18 protein-coding genes, 4 tRNA genes and 1 riboswitch are annotated in these 21,308 nt (G+C 57.8%); of the genes, 7 read left to right on the plus strand and 15 right to left on the minus strand.

The window, feature by feature from the left end; genetic code table 11:
- Window positions 1–224: 224 nt before the first annotated feature.
- The gene (locus AEQ67_RS16355) at window positions 225–917 is read right to left on the minus strand and encodes a sensor histidine kinase (RefSeq protein WP_059404879.1); all 693 of its coding nucleotides are present in this window, start codon (window positions 915–917) and stop codon (window positions 225–227) included.
- Window positions 914–2,518 (minus strand): tetratricopeptide repeat-containing response regulator, encoded by a 1,605-nt coding sequence (locus AEQ67_RS16360; protein WP_059404880.1) that lies wholly within the window; start codon window positions 2,516–2,518, stop codon window positions 914–916. The genes AEQ67_RS16355 and AEQ67_RS16360 overlap by 4 nt, the downstream gene beginning before the upstream one ends.
- Window positions 2,519–2,757: 239 nt before the next feature.
- Here AEQ67_RS16360 and AEQ67_RS16365 point away from each other — a divergent pair, with 239 nt between their 5' ends.
- Window positions 2,758–6,885 (plus strand): CheR family methyltransferase, encoded by a 4,128-nt coding sequence (locus AEQ67_RS16365; RefSeq protein ID WP_059404881.1) that lies wholly within the window; start codon window positions 2,758–2,760, stop codon window positions 6,883–6,885.
- A gap of 14 nt (window positions 6,886–6,899) precedes the next feature.
- Here AEQ67_RS16365 and AEQ67_RS16370 read toward each other — a convergent pair whose 3' ends face one another.
- Window positions 6,900–7,439: a hypothetical protein gene (locus AEQ67_RS16370; RefSeq protein WP_059404882.1), complete on the minus strand. Its 540-nt coding sequence runs from the start codon at window positions 7,437–7,439 to the stop codon at window positions 6,900–6,902.
- 168 nt (window positions 7,440–7,607) lie between these two features.
- On the opposite strand from AEQ67_RS16370, the gene AEQ67_RS16375 reads away from it, so the two are divergent.
- On the plus strand, window positions 7,608–8,036 hold the full coding sequence (locus AEQ67_RS16375) for a hypothetical protein (protein ID WP_059404883.1): 429 nt from the start codon (window positions 7,608–7,610) through the stop codon (window positions 8,034–8,036).
- 173 nt (window positions 8,037–8,209) lie between these two features.
- On the opposite strand, the gene AEQ67_RS16380 is transcribed toward AEQ67_RS16375, so the two are convergent.
- A tRNA-Arg gene (locus AEQ67_RS16380) sits at window positions 8,210–8,286 on the minus strand.
- Window positions 8,287–8,577: 291 nt separating this feature from the next.
- Between AEQ67_RS16380 and AEQ67_RS16385 the strand changes: the two genes are divergently transcribed.
- Together AEQ67_RS16385 and AEQ67_RS16390 are read left to right on the plus strand one after the other, a co-directional pair.
- Window positions 8,578–8,799, plus strand: coding sequence for a hypothetical protein (locus AEQ67_RS16385; RefSeq protein WP_059404884.1), 222 nt, complete (start codon window positions 8,578–8,580; stop codon window positions 8,797–8,799).
- 22 nt (window positions 8,800–8,821) lie between these two features.
- Window positions 8,822–9,001: a PA3371 family protein gene (locus AEQ67_RS16390; protein WP_059404885.1), complete on the plus strand. Its 180-nt coding sequence runs from the start codon at window positions 8,822–8,824 to the stop codon at window positions 8,999–9,001.
- Here the strand turns inward: AEQ67_RS16390 and phnN are convergent.
- A complete protein-coding gene (phnN, locus tag AEQ67_RS16395) occupies window positions 8,976–9,548 on the minus strand; it encodes a phosphonate metabolism protein/1,5-bisphosphokinase (PRPP-forming) PhnN (protein WP_059404886.1) in 573 nt (190 codons plus the stop codon). The two genes, AEQ67_RS16390 and phnN, sit on opposite strands and share 26 nt — an antisense overlap.
- A 386-nt stretch (window positions 9,549–9,934) precedes the next feature.
- Here phnN and AEQ67_RS16400 point away from each other — a divergent pair, with 386 nt between their 5' ends.
- Complete coding sequence (locus AEQ67_RS16400; protein WP_003178899.1) at window positions 9,935–10,261, plus strand: Arc family DNA-binding protein; 327 nt, start codon at window positions 9,935–9,937, stop codon at window positions 10,259–10,261.
- 345 nt (window positions 10,262–10,606) lie between these two features.
- On the opposite strand, the gene mgtE is transcribed toward AEQ67_RS16400, so the two are convergent.
- Window positions 10,607–12,049 (minus strand): magnesium transporter, encoded by a 1,443-nt coding sequence (gene mgtE / locus AEQ67_RS16405; protein ID WP_059404887.1) that lies wholly within the window; start codon window positions 12,047–12,049, stop codon window positions 10,607–10,609.
- A 320-nt stretch (window positions 12,050–12,369) separates the two neighbouring features.
- Between mgtE and AEQ67_RS16410 the strand changes: the two genes are divergently transcribed.
- Window positions 12,370–12,900 (plus strand): hypothetical protein, encoded by a 531-nt coding sequence (locus tag AEQ67_RS16410; RefSeq protein WP_059404888.1) that lies wholly within the window; start codon window positions 12,370–12,372, stop codon window positions 12,898–12,900.
- Window positions 12,901–12,919: 19 nt separating this feature from the next.
- Here the strand turns inward: AEQ67_RS16410 and AEQ67_RS16415 are convergent.
- From AEQ67_RS16415 to ltaE, 7 genes are all read right to left on the minus strand, one after another.
- Window positions 12,920–12,996, minus strand: a tRNA-Arg gene (locus tag AEQ67_RS16415).
- A gap of 71 nt (window positions 12,997–13,067) precedes the next feature.
- Window positions 13,068–13,144: transfer RNA gene (locus AEQ67_RS16420), tRNA-Arg, on the minus strand.
- A 107-nt stretch (window positions 13,145–13,251) separates the two neighbouring features.
- A tRNA-Ser gene (locus tag AEQ67_RS16425) sits at window positions 13,252–13,342 on the minus strand.
- 62 nt (window positions 13,343–13,404) lie between these two features.
- A complete protein-coding gene (csrA, locus tag AEQ67_RS16430; protein WP_002554426.1) occupies window positions 13,405–13,593 on the minus strand; it encodes a carbon storage regulator CsrA in 189 nt (62 codons plus the stop codon).
- A gap of 188 nt (window positions 13,594–13,781) precedes the next feature.
- Complete coding sequence (locus AEQ67_RS16435) at window positions 13,782–15,023, minus strand: aspartate kinase (RefSeq protein WP_059404889.1); 1,242 nt, start codon at window positions 15,021–15,023, stop codon at window positions 13,782–13,784.
- Between the two features lie 91 nt (window positions 15,024–15,114).
- Entirely contained in the window at window positions 15,115–17,739 is a 2,625-nt protein-coding gene (gene alaS, locus AEQ67_RS16440) for an alanine--tRNA ligase (protein ID WP_059404890.1), read from the minus strand.
- Between the two features lie 146 nt (window positions 17,740–17,885).
- Complete coding sequence (gene ltaE / locus AEQ67_RS16445; protein ID WP_059404891.1) at window positions 17,886–18,890, minus strand: low-specificity L-threonine aldolase; 1,005 nt, start codon at window positions 18,888–18,890, stop codon at window positions 17,886–17,888.
- Between the two features lie 196 nt (window positions 18,891–19,086).
- Window positions 19,087–19,257, plus strand: a riboswitch (FMN riboswitch).
- 102 nt (window positions 19,258–19,359) lie between these two features.
- Here ltaE and AEQ67_RS16450 point away from each other — a divergent pair.
- On the plus strand, window positions 19,360–19,872 hold the full coding sequence (locus AEQ67_RS16450) for a 6,7-dimethyl-8-ribityllumazine synthase (RefSeq protein ID WP_059404892.1): 513 nt from the start codon (window positions 19,360–19,362) through the stop codon (window positions 19,870–19,872).
- Between the two features lie 123 nt (window positions 19,873–19,995).
- On the opposite strand, the gene astE is transcribed toward AEQ67_RS16450, so the two are convergent.
- Window positions 19,996–21,006, minus strand: a complete 1,011-nt coding sequence (gene astE / locus AEQ67_RS16455; protein WP_059404893.1) for a succinylglutamate desuccinylase — start codon at window positions 21,004–21,006, stop codon at window positions 19,996–19,998.
- A 12-nt stretch (window positions 21,007–21,018) separates the two neighbouring features.
- Window positions 21,019–21,306, minus strand: coding sequence for a hypothetical protein (locus tag AEQ67_RS16460; RefSeq protein WP_010457234.1), 288 nt, complete (start codon window positions 21,304–21,306; stop codon window positions 21,019–21,021).
- Window positions 21,307–21,308 lie beyond the last annotated feature (2 nt).

Genomic DNA, 21,308 nt, shown 5'->3' on the forward strand with positions numbered 1-21,308 from the left:
GTCATGACGCAATCCTTTTTATTGTGCGAGCCGCGAACGGCGACCCGTACAAAATAGGCTTCGGCTGTTCGGAATATCAAGCAGCGGCGAACAAAATCGCCACAACGATAACAGCCCCCTGTAGGAGCTGGCTTGCCAGCGAAAGCGGTGGGTCAGCCAACTTCATCGCTGAATTTTAAGACGCCTTCGCTGGCAAGCCAGCTCCTACAGGGATTGCGCGGTTTTCAGGGGAGATAGAGGCTGAACACACCGCCGCCCAACGGGCCGCCATTACTGATTTCGGTGCGCCCGCCGACGCCATTGCGCTGGTGCAGCGCGGCAATCCGCCCGGCAAAGTACAAGCCCAGCCCGGTGCTGCCACTGCTGTGGTTGATGCCCTGCACGTAATCAGCCTGGCGCTCGATCATCTCGGGCGGGTAACCCTCGCCATCGTCGTTGATGGTCAGCACCAATTGGCCGGCTTCATCGCTGACACTGATCAACAGCGCATGGCGGGCGTAGCGAATGGCGTTGTTGATGCTGTTGGCCAGCACCGAAGCGATTAACTCCCTATCGAAGAAACCCAGCGGGCTCAACGGATCCACTTCGTAGGTCGCCATGATCCCGCGGCTGGCGAACACGTCCTGGTGGCAGGCCAGTTGCGCTTCGATGAAGTCATCCAGTTCATGGTAAGCCGGCTGCAACGGCATCTGGTTGACGCCGAGTTTGTACAACCCCAGCAACTGCACCAGCATGCCGTTCAGGTGAGCAAACTCGAACTCGATCACGCCTTGCTCCGGGGTCTGCCGCGTCGTGTCGGGCAAGCGCGCCAGCCATTGGCTGTGGGCCTGCATCAACATGGCCAGGGAGTTCTTCATGTCGTGCACGGTGGAGGCAATCACCGTGGAAAAATCGAGTGCCTGTTCGCTGTCGCTCATTCGCCAAACGCCTTGCTTCGAAGTTTCTGATAACGGGGAAAACGCGTATCGGTGTCAGGCATCAGGCCGACCATTTTCAGGCAGGTCCGACACTCTTCCATTTCCGCCGAAGGCACACTGGTGTCGGTGCCATGCAACAACGCCTGCGCCATGTTCAGGGCGATGCTGATGTTCTTCGGTTGCAGCGCCAGTGCTTTGCGGAAAACCTCGCGGGCCTCCACCAGGTTGCCGGTCTTGTACACCCGCACGCCCTGACGGTTGAGGTCGGCGGCGGCGTTGCCGGAATTGAGGATGGCCGGGTCGTCGGTCAGCTTGGCGATGCCCTTCATTACAGTCGGGTCGTCGCCGTAGATTTCCGCGCAGTTTTTCAGCATCGAGGCGCCAGCGCTGGCCTGCCCGAGCATTTGCAATTGTTTGGCGACCAGCAGCGCCGCTTCGGCGCTCATGAACTGCTCCATGCCATCGAGGCGCATCATCGCTTGCTCGGTGAGCTTCTCGGCGGTTTCGGCATCGTTAAGCAACAGACTGGTGGCCTTCATCAGTCGCGCACGAATCTGCAGCCCAGGGTCGCTCGGGTTTTCCTTGGCCACCGCACTCAGCGTCGTGTTGATTTCCAGTCGGGTCCGGGTGTCCAGGCCCTTTTCACTGCCTTTGCTGATCAAGGCGTGGGCGAGGCCGAGGTTGCTTTCGGCATCCTTGAAACGCGACTGCGCACCTTGAGACACGGCCTGGCGATAGGCTTTTGAGGCCGTTTCAAAATCTTCGTTGGTCATGGCCAGCTTGCCCAACTGCGCTTGGCGACGCACCGCCAGCGGCGATAAGCGAATCGCCTCTTCCAACACATTCTGCGCAGCCTTGGTGTCCCCTTCGGCAACGAGTACATCGGCCATGCCATCGTAGAGGGCCGGCATCATCGGGAACACTTTCAGGGCTTTTTCGTAGACGCCTTTGGCCTGACTGACCTGGCCACGCTTGAACAGCAACTTGCCCAGCCCGGCAAACGCCCACGGCAATGGTCGATCAGCAATGATGCTGTCGTAAAGACGCTCCAGCGCTCCGTTCTGATTCAGGTCGCGCAGGGCATCGGCGCGATAGCGCAGGCACAACGGCGAGTATCGAATGTCTTGCTTGCACAGGGCGATGCAGGCATTGAGCACTTCCACCGGTTTGCCCCGATCGAGGGCTTGCAGGATCGGCTTGAGCAAGGTCTTGCGCTGCTCCAGCCGTTCCAGGCGCTGGGCCAGGCCGGAACGATTGAAGGGCTTGGTCAGGTAGGCATCGGGCTCGTGCTCCAGGGCGCTGAGCACCATGGCCTGGCTGGTTTCGGCGGTCACCATGACGAACACGGCTTCATGGCTGATCAGCTTCTCGATCATCAAGTCTTCGAGTACCTGCTGACCGTTTTTCTTGCCATCGCCCAGGTGAAAATCCTGCAGGATGAAATCGTAGGCCTTCTGCGAACACATGCGCAGCGCCGCCTCACCCGTGTCGGCGGTGTCGACATCCTTGACCCCGAGTTCACGCAGCATGGACCGGACGGAACTGCGGAAATCCGAGAAATCATCGACGATCAGAAAACGCTTTTGGTGATACGACAGCATCGAGGATTTCCAGGCAATTTAAGAAGACCACTCAGGTTATCGGCCAGTAGTGGCGTTCCCTTGAAGCGCGGGGAGCGCAATTGTGCATTTGGCTGTCAAAGAACTTATGCCCAGCCCCAAAAGCGAGCTAAATATTTGAAGGTGTTATTAAAAAAAGGGATTATCCTGATTTATTGATGCGCACCTCACCCCTTTTAACTACAAGTCACCCTTACCCGTCGCCGGCAAAGGCAGAAGTTATGACCACCACACCCAAGCACTCGGCCATTGCTCCCGAGCAAATGGCCCGGAGCCCAAGCACCCTGGACTTCCCGGTGGTGGGTATTGGCGCGTCGGCGGGCGGGCTGCAAGCGATCAGACTGTTCTTCGAAAACATGCCCCAGGACAACGGCATGGCGTTCGTGATCATTCTTCATCTGTCGCCGGATCACGAAAGCATCGCTGACAAAATCATCCAGGAATCGACCAACATGCCGGTTCTGCAGGTCACCGAAACGGTGCCCATCGAGAAAAACCGGGTGTACGTGATTTCACCGGCGCAACGGTTGACGATGAATGACGGTTTTCTTGAAGTCAGCACCCCCGATTCGCGCGAAAGTCGCCATGCCTCCATTGATCTGTTCTTCCGCGACCTGGCCGACGTGCACCGCGAGCGTGCCTTCTGGGTCGTGCTGTCAGGCACCGGTTCGGACGGCGCGGTCGGTTTGTCGCGGATCAAGGAACAAGGCGGTATCACACTGGCCCAGGCACCGGAAGACGCCGAATTCGACGGCATGCCCCGCGCGGCCATCGAAACCCACATGGTCGACCTGGTATTGCCCGTGGTCGACATGCCGCAAAAGCTCCTGGAGCTGTGGCGCAACTCCCAGGAAATCAGCTTGCCCACGGTCAACGAACCCGAACAGCAAACCATCGCCGCCCTGTCCGAACGCGAAGCGGTGGTCGCCGAACAATTGCTGCATGACGTCCTGATCCAGTTGCGCACCGGCACTGGCCATGATTTCAAGCACTACAAACGGGCGACCGTATTGCGCCGGATCGAACGCCGGATGCAGGTCACCGCCCAGCCGGATCTGCGCGCTTACTACAACTATCTGCAAAGCAATCCCGAAGAAACCAAGGCGCTGCTGGGGGACATGCTGATTGGCGTGACCAACTTCTTCCGCGACCGTGAAGCCTTCGAAGCGCTGGAACGCGATGTCGTGCCGCAACTGGTCAGCGCTGCGGTGTCGGCACATCCCGAGAAAGAAGAAATCCGCGTCTGGTCCGCGGGCTGCTCCACGGGCGAAGAAGCCTACAGCCTGGCGATGTTGCTCAACGATCAACTGCAACTCGACAACAGCGCGGCGTCGATGCAACTGTTTGCCACCGACATTGACGAGCGCGCCATCAGCGTCGGCCGGGCCGGTCTGTATCCGCAAGCCATCATCACCGACGTGCCGCCGACGCGGCTGCGGCACTATTTCATCAAAGAAGATGACCACTATCGGATTCGCAAGGAACTGCGTGAAAAAGTCCTGTTCGCCAAACACAGCCTGTTGTCCGACCCGCCCTTTTCGCAAATCGACCTGATCGTTTGTCGCAACCTGCTGATCTATCTGGATCGCGAAGTGCAGCGCGAAATCCTGCAGATGTTCCACTTCGCCCTGCGCCCTGGCGGCTTCCTGTTTCTCGGCTCGTCCGAGAGCGCGGACGCGTGCCACGAACTGTTCGCCCCGGTGGATAAACGCAACCGGATTTTCCGTGCCAAGACCGGCGCCAACAGCCGGCGCACTCCGACCATGCCGCGTGGCGGTTATGTGCGCAGCAATATGTCCCGTGAGGCGCCGCAAAGCAGCGTGCCGCGCAAACTGTCATTTGCCGATATCCATCAACGCGCCCTTGAGCAATCGGCACCACCGAGTGTGATCGTCGACGCCAACGCCGACATCCTGCACATGAGCGAAAGCGCCGGGCGTTTCCTGCGCCATGTCGGCGGAGAGTTGTCGCGCAACTTGCTGACGCTGATCCTTCCGGAGCTGCGCCTGGAAATCCGTACCACCCTGTTCCAGGTTCAACAGAGCGGCCTGCCGGTCAAATCCCGCGAAGTACCGATCAAGCGTGATGACCGGCGCTACCTGATCGATCTGGTCGCCCACCCTTATAAGGATGAAGAGTCGGACGGCGACTATGTCCTGGTGATTTTCGAGGAAGTCGAGGTCGACCCTTCGGAGTCGCCGAGCACCACCTCGTTGCAAACCGAAAGCCAGGTGTTGTCCAACCTGGAACGCGAACTGCAACGCACCAAGCTGCACTTGCAGGACACCATCGAACAGTCGGAAATCTCCAGCGAAGAGCTCAAGGCTTCCAATGAAGAAATGCAGGCGATCAACGAAGAATTGCGCTCGGCCACCGAAGAGTTGGAGACCAGCAAGGAAGAGCTGCAGTCGATCAACGAAGAGTTGCTGACAGTCAACTTCGAGCTGAAAACCAAGGTTGAAGAAACCGACAAGATCAACGATTACCTGACCAACCTGATCGCTTCCACTGACATCGCCACGGTGTTTGTCGACCGCAGCATGCGCATCAAATGGTTCACCCCGCGCGCCACCGACATCTTCAGCATGTTGCCGGTCGATACCGGGCGCTCCTTGCTCGACATCACCCATCGCCTGCATTACGACAACCTGGCCGGTGACGCGGCGCTGGTGTTCGAATCGCTGAACATGATCGAGCGCGAAGTCAGCAGCACCGACAACCGCTGGTACATCGCCCGCCTGCTGCCCTACCGCTCCAGCGAAGACCACATCGACGGCACGGTGCTGACGTTCATCGACATCACCAAGCGTCGCGCGGCTGAAGAAGAACTGCGCCTGGGCGAAGAGCGCATGCGCCTGGTCGCCGAAAGCACGCGCGACTACGCGATCATCACCCTCGATGAACAGGGCATCATCACCAGCTGGAACAAAGGCGCCGAATTGATCTTCGGTTACAGCAAGAGCGAAGCCGAAGGCGCTTACTACGATTTCATTTTCTCCGCCGAAGATCGCGCCTCGGGTGTTCCTGAAAACGAACTGCTGGCAGTGCGCACCCACGGCCGTAGCGAAGATGAGCGCTGGCATCTGCACAAGGACGGTAGCCGCTTCTTTTGCAGCGGCGAGGTGACTTTGCTCAGGGGTGACAATCTTCAAGGCTACGTGAAAATCGCCCGGGACCTGACCGGCCACAAACGCCAGCACGAAGAGCAGAGCCAACAACTGGCCGAGACCCGCAACACCAATTACCTCAAGGACGAGTTTTTCGCGGTGATGTCCCACGAGCTCAAACATCCGCTGAACCTGATCCAGCTCAACGCAGAACTGCTGCGTCGCTTGCCGCTGACCAAATCCGCGCCGCCGGCGGCCAGGGCCGTCAACACCATCTGCGACGCCGTCAACAGCCAGGCACGCATCATTGATGACCTGCTCGACGTAGCCCGAGTGCGCACTGGCAAACTCAAGCTGCAACCGGTCGCCATGGACCTGACCAGTGTGCTGCGCGATATCCACACCGTCGTACTCAACGACCAGCATGACGTCACGCTTGAATTGTTGGTGCCTTGCGATCCGTTAATGGTGCACGCCGACCCGACGCGACTTGAGCAAATCATCTGGAACCTGGTGAACAACGCCCTGAAATTCACCCCGCCCAAGGGCCGCGTGCAGTTGATTGCCAGCCAGTCCGGGAACATGGCGCGGCTGGACGTCAAAGACAATGGCGCCGGCATCGCGCCGGAGAACCTTGACCATGTGTTCGACCTGTTTAGCCAGGCTGAAAAGCAGCACGCCACGCACAACCGTGAAGGGCTGGGCATTGGCTTGTCGCTGGTCCGCCAGTTGACCGAAGCGCAACGCGGTTCGGTTGAGGTGAGTTCCGCCGGAGTGGGAACGGGCTGTACGTTCAGCGTCTACTTGCCACTGGCCCGGACCGAGAGCGAGGCCCTATCCTCGATACCGGTCGAAGATGCGTCTGGCAGGCTGAGTGGGTTGACGATCCTGTTGGTGGACGACTCCGCCGACGTGCTGGAAACCTTGAAAATGCTGCTGGAAATGGAAGACGCCCAAGTGGTTGCCTTCGACCGTCCGGTGGCGGCCCTGGATGCCGCAAAAATCACCCGTTTTGACCTGATCATCTCTGACCTGGGCATGCCGGTCATGAACGGCCACGAGCTGATGAGCGCGTTGCGCCAGTTGCCACTGGTCAAGGATGTGCCGGCAATTGCACTGACCGGCTATGGCGCACAAAGCGACATTCAAAAGTCACGGCAATCAGGCTTCGACCAACACATCGGAAAACCGGTGTCCTACGATGAGCTGATCGAAACCATCGAGGCCCTGCGGCGTCCTTAAAGCACAGACCAGCATCAGCGCAAATAGGCACGCTGGACGCTGGCCCGCCGATCGATGGCTTGCCGCAGACGCTCCTTGTGGTCTGCCCAGACCGTAGGGTCGACTTTGGTTGAGCGCATCAGCACCAGCATGGCGGCCTTGGCGGCCTGGTACTCCGTCCATGCGTCGTCGGACCTGATCTTCAAACGCTCACGCTCGGTCATCTCCATGCGCCGCAACGCCAACACCGACTCATCGGTGATCACCGTACTCAAGGTCAATTGCACCCGGTGCGGCGCGACGAACTCCTGGGTGTCCGCGACAATCTCCCTCGCCCGCTGCGCGCCCCATTTGAGCGCCATGCAGTAATGCTCACCGATGCGCCGATCATGAAACTCCTCGCAAATCGCCCAGCCATCAGTGCCATAAATGCCTACAAATACCTGGGTAACTCCCTCATGACTGACCCGCGCCTGCACCTCGATCTGCACACCATTGCCGAGCACCTCATCATGGCTGTGCAGGGGCAAGCGTGTGTTGGTCCATAACCAGAATTTTGCGCCTCTGCGTCGCATCGATTTCGCCCCATCAGTGGTGTCTGGAGTAAGGCACAGCAATGACCGGGTTGCCATGTAAGTCGTCGGGAGGTTGGAGTGAAACAGGTCTAAACCTATATCAGGACCAGACACACACTTGATCACTCAAGCAGTGATTCATTCGCTTTCTGCCAGGAGAGAAAAATCATGCACAGAATTATCGCAGCGGGCGTGCTCTTACTGGCCTTGGTCGGATGTGCAACATCACCGTTGCCGATTGCCGATTCGCGACCGGTGCCTGCCGATCAGATTTATCCATTCAAAAGCCGGGGCACGAATGAAACAGGGCTCCTGACTGTTTTCCGGGATGACGGGTTTGTCGGCTCGGGGTGCGACATTGTGTTCTACATTGATGGTCAGCGAGCAGCCAAGATAGGGCCGGGGCAAAGGGCCTCTTTTAACTTGCCCGCCGGCGAAGTGAACCTCGGTACCGGTCTCGCCGAATCTGGCCTATGCAGCGGTGCAGTGATCAAAACTATCGCCTCCCGCATCAAGCCTGGGCGGGAAGTCATTTATCGAATTACTGGTGATATGCAGGGTTATTACCTCGGCCCCTATGTTGATTACAGTCGCTAAGATCGCGGGAACCGAATTCTGGTTTCGCCGTGACTGTTCCGTCGTTCAAGAGGGCACAAAAAAGCCCCGCCCGAACACTGCCCGGCGGGGCTTCTATTTGGCCTGCTGCTGCCACCCTGCTGTCACGAAGAAATCGAGCGGTCAGGAGAATGGCTTGAAAGGCCCGAAATGTATGGTGTCCCAGGGCAGGTTCGAACTGCCAACCTTCCCCTTAGGAGGGGGATGCTCTATCCAATTGAGCTACTGAGACACAAGTCGCCCGCAAAGACTGCGGTGCGATGGACGGCGTGCATGTTAACGGGCAGGCCTGATTTTGTCATGTCGTCCGTGGGGCTTTTTAAGTGTAGGCAGTTGCCTCGCAGGGGCGTGGCCATGTTTACCGTGCAATTTGCATCACCGCAAAAAGCCATCATTGCAAAATGCAATGCAGACCGTTCGCACGAATATCTTAATTCATTGTTTTTAAAGGATTTAATAGCCGTTAGACTCTTGGCATGCGGGCTGCTTTAGCTGTTCTCAAAGAACAACGGAGGCCAGCCTCATGAACAGCGCCCTTTTACTCTCGAATGCAATTGCCCTGGCGGTCCTGTTGGGTTTTCATTTTGCCCCCGAGAGCGGCGCTGAGCCGGTCGCCCAACGCATGCCTCATTACCTTCAGCTGCAAAAATCGCCTCAATTGGCGGTGATGAGTGATCAGCGCGTGTTCGTCAGTGAGGACAGCAGCGTGCTGCCAACTCAGTCATCCGAACGTTTGGTATTTTGATTCACCCCATCAGGAGCACAGCATGTCCAAATCAGCCGCAGGATTTTTCGTCCTCGCCTTACTGAGCGGCATTCTTCATCTGGCTTTGGTCCAGGACGCAATGGTTACCCTGCCTCTGATTGCCTGCGGCATCTTCAGCGCATTGTTCGTCTTGGCGCTGATCGCCGGGCGCAAGTTCAAATTTGATCCGGTACTGCGTTAGCCTTCAACAGGCCCAGCAGTTTGGCGACCGTAACCGCCAGGTCGCCGGAGTTATCGAGTCGATGAACCTGCGCATCACCGATTAAACCCTCCGCCGTGAATAGCCCGTTGCGGCGCAGCCTTGCTTCAATCTCCGCAAGCCCCTCACGTCCACGTCGCAGCAAACGCTCTCGCAGGACGTCATCCTTGACCGTCAATAATACCGGCAGCAGCGTCGGATATCGGTGCAGCGCCTGATTCAGATGGGCACGAGAACCGTTGACCAAGACATGACGGCCGTCTTTGAGCCATTGATCGATGTCGACCGGAATGCCGTAATCCAGGCCATTGGCGTGCCACGAAAGCGCGAAATCGCCTTGAGCCTTTCGCTGCTCGAATTCTTCCCGGGAAACGCCGATGGCATCTTCACCCACCGACTCGGGCGAGCGCGTAATGACCCGACGCACCACTTCGCAATTAAGCGCTTGCAAAGGCACTCGAGCGGCATCGATGAGGCTGTCCTTGCCCGACCCGGACGGCCCCATTAGAAAAATCAGCTTGCCATCCATCCTGAAAACGTCCCCCAAAGCCTGTATGCCACTAGTAAATCGGCCATTTGCCACTATCCTGTATAGGTAAGGAACAATGATCGAATCCGTATAGCATGCGCCTTCAGGCCTCTTCGGACACTCACTGTCGGGCAACAGAAAACGATCATTGATACGGACCAGGGGAAAATTTTCAAACCAGTCCGCATTTCTGACAATGGGTACTGGCATTAAGCCTTTACCCAAACCTATATTTGTCACAGAATTGACGCCAATGATCTGGCTACTTTGAGGCATGATGCGAGCCTCTATCAATTCAGGTTGAACATTTGGCCAGAGCGCTTGTCCTATCAGACATCCTGCGGCCAATCCCGAGAACCGCTCCCCTGAACTAACCGGTTAAATATATGCGCCCATTGAAACAGGCAATTTATTCCAGCCGTACGGCTGACAAGTTCGTCGTACGTCTGCCAGACGGAATGCGTGAACGCATTGCCGAGGTGGCTCGCAATCATCATCGCAGCATGAACTCCGAAATCATTGCGCGCCTTGAGCAGAGTCTCATTCAGGAAGGCGCACTGGGCGAAGAATTGAGCATGCGCCTGGACAGCCCGGAGCTGTCATTGCACGAACGTGAACTGCTGCAACGCTTCCGCCAACTCTCCCACCGTCAGCAGAACGCTCTGGTTTCGCTGATTGCGCATGATGCCGAAATGGCCGCAGACGCCTCCTGATTTATCCCGAAAAAATCCAAGCCAGCATGATTGCTGGCTTTTTTTTGCCTGGAATTTGGACGGAATGATTTGTTGACTGGGTTGGATTGGGGAAAGCTGAAAACCACAATCCCCTGTAGGAGCTGGCTTGCCAGCGAAGGATTCGAATGCACCACGTTTACCCTGTTGAAACGCGTCATCGTTAACGTTCTTCGCTGGCAAGCCAGCTCCTACAGAGGATTGGTGGGCGAAACCAATAGCGGCCATAGCCCAAAAAACGGATATGCACCCAATAAAAAACCCCCGATGCAACACATCGGGGGTCAGGGCAAAACAGGTGTAAATCTTTCAGAACCAGACACCAGCTCAGAGCAGGAAAATCGTCGCCAACCCAAGGAAGATGAAGAAGCCGCCACTGTCAGTCATGGCCGTAATCATCACACTCGCCCCCATGGCCGGGTCGCGCCCCAGACGGGCCAGCGTCATCGGAATCAAAACTCCCGCCAGTGCCGCCAGCAGCAGGTTCAACGTCATGGCCGCGGTCATCACCACACCAAGGGACCAACTGCCGTACAGCAGATAGGCGACAACACCAATGACGCCACCCCAGACCAGACCATTAATCAGGCCTACCGCCAACTCCTTGCGCATCAGGCGCGAAGTATTGCCGGTGCTCACCTGGTCCAGCGCCATGGCGCGAACAATCATAGTGATGGTCTGATTACCCGAGTCACCGCCGATACCCGCCACAATCGGCATCAACGCCGCAAGCGCCACCAGCTTCTCAATGCTGCCTTCGAACAAACCGATCCCCCGGGATGCAACGAGCGCGGTGATCAGGTCCCCCGCCAGCCAGGCCCAGCGGTTGCGCAGGGACTTCCAGACCGACGCAAAAATATCTTCCTCTTCGCGCAGCCCCGCCATGTTGAGAACTTCGTTTTCGCTCTCTTCACGAATCAGGTCGACCATTTCATCAATGGTCAGACGGCCGATCAGCTTGCCGTTTTTGTCGACCACCGGCGCGGAGATCAAGTCGTAACGCTCGAACGCCTGAGCAGCATCGTAGGCGTCTTCGTCCGGGTGAAAACTCACCGGATCGCTGGCCATGACTTCCGAGACTTGTTTTTCCGGATCGTTGACCAGTAACCGCTTGATCGGCAACACACCCTTGAGTACGCCGTCGTAATCGACCACGAACAGTTTGTCGGTGTGGCCCGGCAATTCCTTCAAACGACGCAGGTAGCGCAGCACCACTTCAAGACTGACATCCTCACGGATCGTCACCATCTCGAAGTCCATCAGTGCACCGACCTGCTCCTCGTCATAGGACAACGCGGAGCGCACGCGCTCACGCTGTTGGCCATCGAGGGTTTCCATCAGCTCGTGGACGACGTCTCGCGGCAGCTCGGAGGCCAGGTCAGCAAGTTCGTCTGCATCCATGTCCTTGGCCGCAGCCAGGAGCTCGTGATCGTCCATGTCGGCGATCAGGGTTTCACGGACCGAGTCGGATACTTCGAGCAGGATATCGCCGTCGCGATCGGCCTTGACCAATTGCCAGAGCGTCAGACGATCGTCCAGCGGCAAGGCTTCAAGGATATAGGCGACGTCGGCGGAGTGCAGGTCATCGAGCTTGCGTTGCAGCTCGACGAGGTTTTGCCGGTGAACCAGGTTCTCGACCCGGTCGTGATGCGGACCTTCCTGGCGATGAGTCAGGTCTTCGACTACCCGCTGACGCTGCAACAGCTCAACAACTTGAGCGAGGCGGTCCTGCAGGCTTTCTTGCGTTTTCTTTACTTCAACTTCAGACATAGGCGAACTCCACTCCCAGCAGCGGGGCACGCCGGAAGGATCAATCAGTCAATTCATGATTGGAAAAACGGTTTACTGAGTAACTACTGGGTAAGTCCATGGAGGTATTCCACAAGCCCCGGCGGGGCTGACGGGCGCAATGATACACCGCCCGGCGGTTTTAAACGTTAAAAAATCGTGGCTGAAACAAGCGCTTGCAAGACAAACCTGAGCGTGGCCCTGATCCATCAAAATGCGACGACTCATCCTGAAAAGAAAACACACCGTCGTCGAAAAATGTAGCGGCTACCCTTGGGTTGGACCGTCATGGAGGACGTTTAATGCCATCGAATGCACTTTGTTTTTTGCTGATCGCCCTGCTCTGCCCATCGCCCTGGGCGCTCGCCACCACCGTTCACCGCTGCGAGGCGGCCAACGGGCGCATTACCTTCACCACGTTGAGCTGTACGGCCGGTGAAAGCCTTTCGCTGCAGGATGTGCGCACCTTCACGCCCGCCATCACACCCGCCACGACAACGGCGCTCATGCCGGAAGCCGAGCCCCGCGAAACATCAGGTATGAAAATCAAAAGGAGAGAACTGACGGTTGTCGGCCAGTCCGAGGACAAATGCGGCAACCTGCTCAGTGCCCGCGAACGCCGCGAGGCGATCATCAATCAGCGGGTGGTCGCCGGCATGAGCGTGCAGGACGTTGAAAGCGCACTCGGCAAGCCAGACAAGATCAGTATCGGGAATTCAACCACGCGCTATCGCTACGACATCAAGCGAGGTCGCAGCGCACACGTCGAGTTCGATGAGAGGGGATGCACCCAAGGAAAAGCCAAATCCCAGACGGCAAAAAGCCCGCATTAAATGCGGGCTTTCTGTTGTATGGTGCACTCGACAGGATTCGAACCTGTGACCGCTCGGTTCGTAGCCGAGTACTCTATCCAGCTGAGCTACGAGTGCATGTGTGTTTTTATACCAGATCACAACTGGTTGAAGCCAAGTCATTTGCATTACTGCAAACAACCCTTAAATGGTGCACTCGACAGGATTCGAACCTGTGACCGCTCGGTTCGTAGCCGAGTACTCTATCCAGCTGAGCTACGAGTGCATTTGTTGCCGCGCATTATAGGCCGTCTAATCTCTATGTCAAACACTTTTTCTAGTAATTTCAAACACTTACCGAAGAAGCCAGATTACAACGTACTACGCAAATAATGGCGGAGAACGGGGGATTCGAACCCCCGACACCCTTTTGAGGTGTACTCCCTTAGCAGGGGAGCGCCTTCGGCCACTCGGCCAGCTCTCCGCAACACGGGGCGTATATTAACCAGCTTCTTCCCCGTTTGCAAACATAAAAAACGATAAAAATTAATGGCTTGGTTCTTCGTCCTTCTCTTTCTTTATACGCAGGTAAATTTCCTCACGGTGGACCGCAACCTCTTTCGGGGCGTTGACACCGATACGCACTTGATTTCCTTTGACGCCGAGCACGGTCACGGTGATTTCGCCATCACCAATAATCAGGCTTTCTGCGCACCGACGAGTCAGAATCAGCATACCTTTCTCCTCACGCATTACATTTCAGGGACAACAGTCTGCAAAAAAAAGGCATTTGACCTACAACCGGAGAAGTCATAGTCCTACATGCCTGAGTATTGCCTAGCGCGAGCAAAAGAACAGCCTCGGGGTCGCACCATTCAAAAAAACAAAAGGGCGCGGTCAGACCGCGCCCTTCGGCAAACGCATCACTCGCCCTGGCGGGCCGGAGCGTCCAGTTCGAAAGCCGTGTGCAGAGCGCGCACAGCCAGTTCCAGGTACTTCTCTTCGATCACTACGGAGACTTTGATTTCCGACGTCGAGATCATCTGGATGTTGATGCTTTCCTTGGCCAGGGATTCGAACATACGGCTGGCCACGCCTGCGTGTGAACGCATGCCGACGCCGACAATCGATACCTTGGCGATCTTGATGTCGCCCACCACTTCACGGGCACCGATCTCGCGAGCGGTGTTTTCCAGCACGGTTTGTGCGGCCTGGAAGTCGTTGCGGTGCACGGTGAAGGTGAAGTCGGTGGTGTTATCGTGCGCAACGTTCTGCACGATCATGTCGACTTCGATGTTCGCGGCACTGATCGGGCCGAGAATCTTGAACGCAACGCCCGGGGTGTCTGGCACGCCACGGATGGTCAGCTTGGCTTCATCGCGATTGAAAGCGATGCCGGAAATGATCGGCTGTTCCATGGTTTCCTCTTCATCAATAGTAATGAGGGTGCCCGGACCCTCCTTGAAGCTGTGCAGTACGCGCAGCGGAACGTTGTACTTGCCGGCGAACTCGACCGCACGGATCTGCAACACCTTGGAACCGAGGCTGGCCATTTCCAGCATCTCTTCGAAGGTAATCTTGTCCAGGCGCTGAGCCACGGACACCACTCGCGGGTCGGTGGTGTAGACACCGTCGACGTCGGTGTAGATCTGGCATTCATCAGCCTTCAGGGCTGCTGCCAGCGCCACGCCGGTGGTATCGGAACCGCCACGGCCGAGGGTGGTGATGTTGCCGTGCTCGTCGACGCCCTGGAAACCGGCGACAACTACCACGCGACCGGCCTTCAGATCACCGCGAATCTTCTGGTCATCAATCTGCAAGATACGCGCTTTATTGTGCGCGCTGTCCGTCAGGATCCGCACCTGATTGCCGGTGTAGGACACTGCTGGCACGCCGCGCTTGATCAGCGCCATGGCCAACAGTGCAATCGTCACCTGCTCGCCGGTGGAGACGATCACATCCAGCTCACGCGGAACCGGTTGGCCGTCGCCACTGATTTTCTTGGCCAGATCGATCAGACGGTTGGTTTCGCCGCTCATTGCAGACAGCACAACCACCAGGTCATCGCCGGCATCGCGGAATTTCTTAACCTTGTCGGCGACCTGCTCGATTCTCTCGACAGTGCCGACTGAGGTGCCTCCAAATTTCTGTACGATCAAAGCCATTTCAAAGCCGCCTCTGCCCATGAAGGGCGCCCAAATAATCACTCAAACAGCATTCCGGCCCGCCACTAGACGGCGGGCCGGACACGCTGCCTTATAAACCCTGCTCTACAAATGGAACGGTCAGGGCCAATGCGGCATCCAGTGCGCCAGCGTCGATACCGCCGCCTTGCGCCATGTCTGGACGACCACCGCCCTTCCCGCCCACTGCCGCAGCGGCTTGCTTCATCAAATCACCGGCTTTGAGTTGGCCAGTCAGGTCTTTGGTTACGCCTGCAACCAGAACGACCTTTTCCTCATGGACACTGCCGAGCAGGATCACTGCGCGGCCGAGTTTGTTCTTCAGCTGATCGACCAGCGCCAGCAGCGCCTTGCCATCCTGACCGTCCAGACGCACGGCCAGCACTTTCACGCCTTTGACGTCCAGCGCGGATGCCGACAGATCGTCGCCCGCCGCGCTGGCTGCCTTGGCCTGCAACTGTTCGAGTTGCTTCTCCAGCAGACGGTTGCGCTCCAGCACAGCCGACAGCTTGTCGATCAGGTTGTCGCGGCTACCCTTGACCAGGTTGGCCGCTTCCTTGAGTTGTTCTTCGGCAGCGTTCAAGTATGCCAGCGCTGCAGCACCGGTGACCGCTTCGATACGACGCACGCCGGAAGCCACACCGCCTTCGCTGATGATTTTCAGCAGGCCGATGTCGCCGGTACGGTTGGCATGGATACCACCGCACAGCTCGACGGAGAAATCACCGCCCATGCTCAGCACGCGCACGCTATCGCCGTACTTCTCGCCAAACAGCGCCATGGCGCCTTTTTGCTTGGCGGTTTCGATGTCGGTTTCTTCGGTTTCAACGGCGGAGTTCTTGCGAATTTCGGCGTTGACGATCTCTTCCAGCTGCTTCAACTGCTCAGGCTTGATGGCTTCGAAGTGGCTGAAGTCAAAGCGCAGGCGCTGACTGTCGACCAACGAGCCTTTCTGCTGAACGTGATCGCCCAGCACCTGACGCAACGCGGCGTGCAGCAAGTGAGTCGCCGAGTGGTTCAGCGACGTCGCGTGACGCACGTCAGCTTCAACCTGCGCTTCAACCGGCGAACCGATCGTCAGGCTACCCGATGCCAACACACCGTGGTGCAGGAATGCGCCGCCGGTCTTGGTGGTGTCGCGCACGTCGAAACGACCGTTGCTGCCTTTCAGATAGCCACAGTCGCCGATCTGACCGCCGGATTCAGCGTAGAACGGTGTCTGATCGAGAACGACCACGCCCTCTTCGCCTTCGCTCAGTACGTCGACCGATTGCCCTTCTTTATACAGAGCAACGACTTTGGCCGAACCGTTGGTAGCGTGGTAACCGGTGAATTCGGTGGCGACATCAACCTTGACCAGGCTGTTGTAGTCCATGCCGAAGGAGCTGGCGGAACGGGCACGGACGCGCTGGGCTTCCATTTCGCGCTCAAAGCCTTCTTCGTCGATGGTCAGGCTGCGCTCGCGAGCGATGTCGCCAGTCAGGTCCATCGGGAAACCGTAGGTGTCGTAGAGTTTGAACACCACGTCGCCCGGCACCACGTCGCCTTTGAGCTCGGACAGGTCCTGCTCGAGAATTTTCAGGCCGTGCTCCAGGGTCTTGGAGAACTGCTCTTCTTCAGCTTTCAGCACGCGCTCGATGTGCGCCTGCTGGGATTTCAGTTCAGGGAAGGCTTCGCCCATCTCGGCGACCAGGGCCGCAACGATCTGGTAGAAGAAACTGCCCTTGGCGCCCAATTTGTTGCCGTGACGGCAGGCGCGACGGATGATCCGGCGCAGCACGTAGCCGCGGCCTTCGTTGGACGGCAGCACGCCGTCGGCAATCAGGAAACCGCAAGAACGAATGTGGTCGGCGACGACTTTCAGGGAAGCCTGATTGTCGTTGCTGCAACCGATAGCCTTGGCCGATGCGCTCAACAGGCTCTGGAACAGGTCGATTTCATAGTTCGAGTGAACGTGCTGCAGCACGGCACTGATCCGCTCCAGGCCCATGCCGGTGTCGACCGACGGTGCTGGCAGCGGGTGCAACACGCCATCGGCGGTGCGGTTGAACTGCATGAACACGTTGTTCCAGATTTCGATGTAACGGTCGCCGTCTTCTTCCGGCGAGCCCGGTGGGCCGCCCCAGATGTCGGCGCCGTGATCGTAGAAAATCTCGGTGCACGGACCGCACGGGCCGGTGTCACCCATGGTCCAGAAGTTATCGGAGGCGTACGGCGCGCCTTTGTTGTCGCCGATACGAACCATGCGCTCGGCCGGAACGCCGATTTCCTTGGTCCAGATGTCGTAGGCCTCGTCGTCACTGGCGTAGACGGTAACCCAGAGCTTTTCTTTCGGCAGGTTCAGCCACTGTTCGGACGTCAGGAAGTTCCAGGCGTAGGTGATCGCATCACGCTTGAAATAGTCACCGAAGCTGAAGTTACCCAGCATTTCGAAGAAGGTGTGGTGACGAGCGGTATAACCGACGTTTTCCAGGTCGTTGTGCTTACCGCCGGCGCGTACGCATTTCTGGCTGCTGACGGCGCGGGTGTACGCGCGCTTTTCCTGGCCCAGGAAGCAGTCCTTGAACTGGTTCATCCCCGCGTTAGTGAACAGCAGGGTTGGGTCGTTGCCCGGAATCAAAGAGCTGGAGGCTACACGGGTGTGGCCTTGCTCTTCGAAGAAGCGAAGGAAGGCTTCACGGATTTCTGCGCTTTTCATTAGGTTCTTCCACGGAGGCTGCGGCCAAAGGCCTGTGCGAAACGTCAACAGACGAAGCGACGGCAAAGGGCCGCATTATATCGGCGTTAGTGACTAGGTACAGTGTGTTTGTACGTTACAAACAGTCAATTGGACGGCTAACACGGTCAGTTGCGAGAAAAGTCGACAAATGTAGCGATAACCTTCTCGATTTGCGCACGACTGACGTCCATGTGCGTGACCATTCGCAGGCGACCGGCAGCGCTGAGTTTGATCCCACGCTCGGCGGCGAAGGCTTTGATCGCTTCAGCCTTATCGCCCATCTGCACGTAAACCATGTTGGTCTGCACCGGCTCGACGCTGTAGCCGGCCTTGCGCAGACCGTCGGCCAAAAACTGCGCGTTGGCGTGGTCGTCGGCCAAACGCTGCACGTTTTTATCCAGGGCGTACAAACCTGCCGCCGCCAGAATACCGGCCTGGCGCATGCCACCACCGACCATTTTGCGCAGGCGCCGCGCCTTGCCAATCAACTCCGCCGAGCCGCACAGCACCGAACCGACCGGCGCGCCCAAACCTTTGGACAGGCAGACCGAGACCGAATCGAAATACTGCGTGATTTCACGGGCATCGACACCCAGTTTGACCGCTGCGTTGTATAGCCGAGCGCCGTCCAGGTGCAACTGCAGCCCATGCTCGCGGGTAAAACTGCGCGCCTTTGCCAGGTAATCCAGCGGCAGAACCTTGCCCTGCATGGTGTTTTCCAGCGCCAGCAAACGGGTACGGGCGAAATGGAAGTCGTCCGGCTTGATCGCTGCGGCGACCTGCGCCAGGTCCAGCGAACCATCGGCTTGCACTTCCAGCGGCTGTGGCTGGATCGAACCGAGCACCGCCGCACCGCCGCCTTCGTACTTATACGTGTGGGCCTGCTGGCCGACGATGTACTCGTCACCGCGTTCGCAATGGGCCATCAGGCCCAGCAGGTTGCTCATGGTGCCAGTCGGGACGAACAGCGCGGCGGCAAAACCCAGCCGTCGAGCCAATTCTTCTTCCAGGCGATTGACCGTCGGATCCTCGCCGTAAACGTCGTCACCGGTGGCCGCGTTGGCCATCGCGTGGAGCATGCCGGAGGTCGGTTGGGTGACGGTGTCGCTGCGAAGATCGATAACGCTCATGAATCTGGCCTCGGTAAGCAGGGGAAAATCCCTTTCAAGTAGGAATTACTGCGGTCATGGCGACGAATAATCAACCCTTGAGCGGGAAAAGGCTTCTTGAACCGACGAAAAAGTCGATAGCAATCATCAGATAGCAGCAATGCACATCTGAGAAATATGTGATAAAAACGCTTCGCCGCCAAACATTCTGGCGGCAAAACGTTCTCAGGGCGGGGTGCAACTCCCCACCGGCGGTAATTGCGCGCAATGCGCATAGCCCGCGAGCGCTTGGTGGCAGCACAGCTTCGGCAGTGACTGGCGGCAAGGTCAGCAGACCCGGTGTGATCCCGGGGCCGACGGTCATAGTCCGGATGAAGAGAGAACGGGATTGGCGCCAAAGGGCCGTCCGCCGGTATTCGTGCGAGCGTGCGTACCCTTAAATCCCATTCGATTCATAAGCCCTGTTTTTCACACAAACAGGAACCAGAACATGCAACCCACCGCAATCGATAGCAAAAGCAAAAACCATCAGGGCGAGCGCGTCGCGTTTATCCAGGCCTGCTGGCACAAGGATATCGTCGATCAGAGCCGTAAGGGCTTTGTGGCCGAAATGATTGCCCAGGGTTATCAGGAATCGGACATCGATTTCTTCGAAGTCGGCGGTGCGTTTGAAATGCCGCTGCACGCCAAGTTACTCGCCAAGACCGGACGTTATGCCGGCATCGTTGCCGCAGCCCTGGTGGTGGATGGCGGGATCTACCGTCACGAGTTCGTTGCCCAGTCGGTAGTCAGCGGCCTGATGCAGGTTCAGCTGGAAACCGAAGTGCCGGTGTTCTCGGTGTCTTTGACCCCGCACCACTTCCATGCCGGTGAAGAATTGCATCATAAGTTCTTCTTTGAGCATTTCGTGCACAAAGGCCAGGAAGCGGCGAAGACTTGCGCGGATACGCTGCACAAGATGCGTGCATTGCGTCGCAGTGAGCCGCGTGCGGTAGCGGTGTAAATACAAAACCCGTCCCTGTAGGAGCGAGGCTTGCCCGCGAAGGCGATTTCATAATCAACAGTGATGTTGAATGTTGAATCGCCTTCGCGGGCAAGCCTCGCTCCTACAAGGGACAGCGTTTTTTCAGGCGAGGTTTTCGTCGCTGGTTGGCACGATCAGGATGCCGGCGCGCAGGCCGTTCTTCACCTTGGGGTTCGGGAAGATGATCCGGGCGCCCTCCTCCTCGATGATCCAGCGGGTCTGGGCGATGTCTTCGGCCAGCAGATAACCCACTTCCAATTCCGAAAAATTCTCGATATCGGCTGGCAGGTTCAAGCGGAAACTATCGCTGTGCTTGATGATTTCCCGTGCCACGCTGAACAGTTGCAAACCGTCCAGCGCCTCTTCGGTAGGGGCCGGCTCGTTGCCTTCGATGATCTGCTTCAGGCGGGTTTCCAGCAGATCGACATTGACCCCGGCGTTCTGCCCGAATGGCCGGGCCTTGCCCAGTTCGAGGGTGAAAGACTCGGCACCGAGCTTGTCGTAGGTATAGGAGCTGAACACGATGGATGGCTTGTTCTGCAATAACACCGCTTCCATGCCGGCAGCCCGCAAGCGCGACAGTTCCAGGCGTGAGTGCTGACGACCTTCTTTCCACGGATACAAGGCGAACTGCTCGATTTTCGAGCCGCGAATCGCGGTGTGCAGGTCGTAGTGCAGACGGTTACGGTCCGGCAGGCTGAAGAAACTGGCCGCCAGCCGCTCCAGCTCACAGGCGCGCAGGGCTTCGAAGCCGCTGCTTTGTTCGTGACGGCCATTGAACAGCCGATTGACATCCTGCTCGACGAAACGCTCGCCTTTGCGAATCGCTTCGGGGTTGCCGAACAGGAACAGAATACGGGCGCGCGGCTTCAGATCGCCGCGAGCGATGTCATGCAACAGGCGATCGAGCAACTCGATCGGCGCTGTTTCGTTGCCATGGATGCCGGCCGATAGCAGCAGGTCCAGGCCGTTGTCGCGCGCCTCAGGCGGCCGGACTTCCAGCGCACCTTCGCTCAACCAGCGCATGCGCACGCCTTCGACAGTCAGTTGAGTCTTCTCCGCCGGTTCGCGGCCGGCGAGGGTCAGTTCAAGCAGTTTGCCGAGGGCGAGCATAGAGCGGTTTCCTTAGTGGTCGTGTGCGCAATCCGGGCCGTGCACGTGGTCTTCGTCACCGACTTCAGCCGGTTCCATTTCCAGTTGCAGACTTACCAGATTAGTCGCCAATGGGCGCAGCAGCAGGTTTGCGTATTCAGCGTCACCTTCTTCGACGTCCACGCCGATCAGCAGTTGGCCACGGCCGTCCTGCTGGATCCACAGCTCTTTGCCTTGCCACAGGACCGCGACGCGGGTGCAGGACGTTTCCAGTTGCGTGCCGTCGGTGTCTTCAAGGATCAGCTGCAGGGTATCGCTCATGT

This window comes from Pseudomonas sp. RIT-PI-q (assembly GCF_001297125.1).
Taxonomy (GTDB): Bacteria; Pseudomonadota; Gammaproteobacteria; order Pseudomonadales; family Pseudomonadaceae; genus Aquipseudomonas.

Bases quoted from the DNA above. Each gene is read 5' to 3' on its own strand.
- AEQ67_RS16450 (WP_059404892.1), top strand. From the start codon at position 19,360: ATGCAACCCACCGCAATCGATAGCAAAAGCAAAAACCATCAGGGCGAG.
- AEQ67_RS16365 (WP_059404881.1), top strand. From the start codon at position 2,758: ATGACCACCACACCCAAGCACTCGGCCATTGCTCCCGAGCAAATGGCC.
- phnN (WP_059404886.1), bottom strand. From the start codon at position 9,548: ATGGATGGCAAGCTGATTTTTCTAATGGGGCCGTCCGGGTCGGGCAAG.
- AEQ67_RS16355 (WP_059404879.1), bottom strand. From the start codon at position 917: ATGAGCGACAGCGAACAGGCACTCGATTTTTCCACGGTGATTGCCTCC.
- AEQ67_RS16385 (WP_059404884.1), top strand. From the start codon at position 8,578: ATGAACAGCGCCCTTTTACTCTCGAATGCAATTGCCCTGGCGGTCCTG.
- alaS (WP_059404890.1), bottom strand. From the start codon at position 17,739: ATGAAAAGCGCAGAAATCCGTGAAGCCTTCCTTCGCTTCTTCGAAGAG.
- astE (WP_059404893.1), bottom strand. From the start codon at position 21,006: ATGCTCGCCCTCGGCAAACTGCTTGAACTGACCCTCGCCGGCCGCGAA.
- AEQ67_RS16375 (WP_059404883.1), top strand. From the start codon at position 7,608: ATGCACAGAATTATCGCAGCGGGCGTGCTCTTACTGGCCTTGGTCGGA.
- AEQ67_RS16390 (WP_059404885.1), top strand. From the start codon at position 8,822: ATGTCCAAATCAGCCGCAGGATTTTTCGTCCTCGCCTTACTGAGCGGC.
- AEQ67_RS16370 (WP_059404882.1), bottom strand. From the start codon at position 7,439: ATGCGACGCAGAGGCGCAAAATTCTGGTTATGGACCAACACACGCTTG.
- mgtE (WP_059404887.1), bottom strand. From the start codon at position 12,049: ATGTCTGAAGTTGAAGTAAAGAAAACGCAAGAAAGCCTGCAGGACCGC.
- AEQ67_RS16410 (WP_059404888.1), top strand. From the start codon at position 12,370: ATGCCATCGAATGCACTTTGTTTTTTGCTGATCGCCCTGCTCTGCCCA.
- ltaE (WP_059404891.1), bottom strand. From the start codon at position 18,890: ATGAGCGTTATCGATCTTCGCAGCGACACCGTCACCCAACCGACCTCC.
- AEQ67_RS16435 (WP_059404889.1), bottom strand. From the start codon at position 15,023: ATGGCTTTGATCGTACAGAAATTTGGAGGCACCTCAGTCGGCACTGTC.
- AEQ67_RS16360 (WP_059404880.1), bottom strand. From the start codon at position 2,518: ATGCTGTCGTATCACCAAAAGCGTTTTCTGATCGTCGATGATTTCTCG.
- csrA (WP_002554426.1), bottom strand. From the start codon at position 13,593: ATGCTGATTCTGACTCGTCGGTGCGCAGAAAGCCTGATTATTGGTGAT.
- AEQ67_RS16400 (WP_003178899.1), top strand. From the start codon at position 9,935: ATGCGCCCATTGAAACAGGCAATTTATTCCAGCCGTACGGCTGACAAG.
- AEQ67_RS16460 (WP_010457234.1), bottom strand. From the start codon at position 21,306: ATGAGCGATACCCTGCAGCTGATCCTTGAAGACACCGACGGCACGCAA.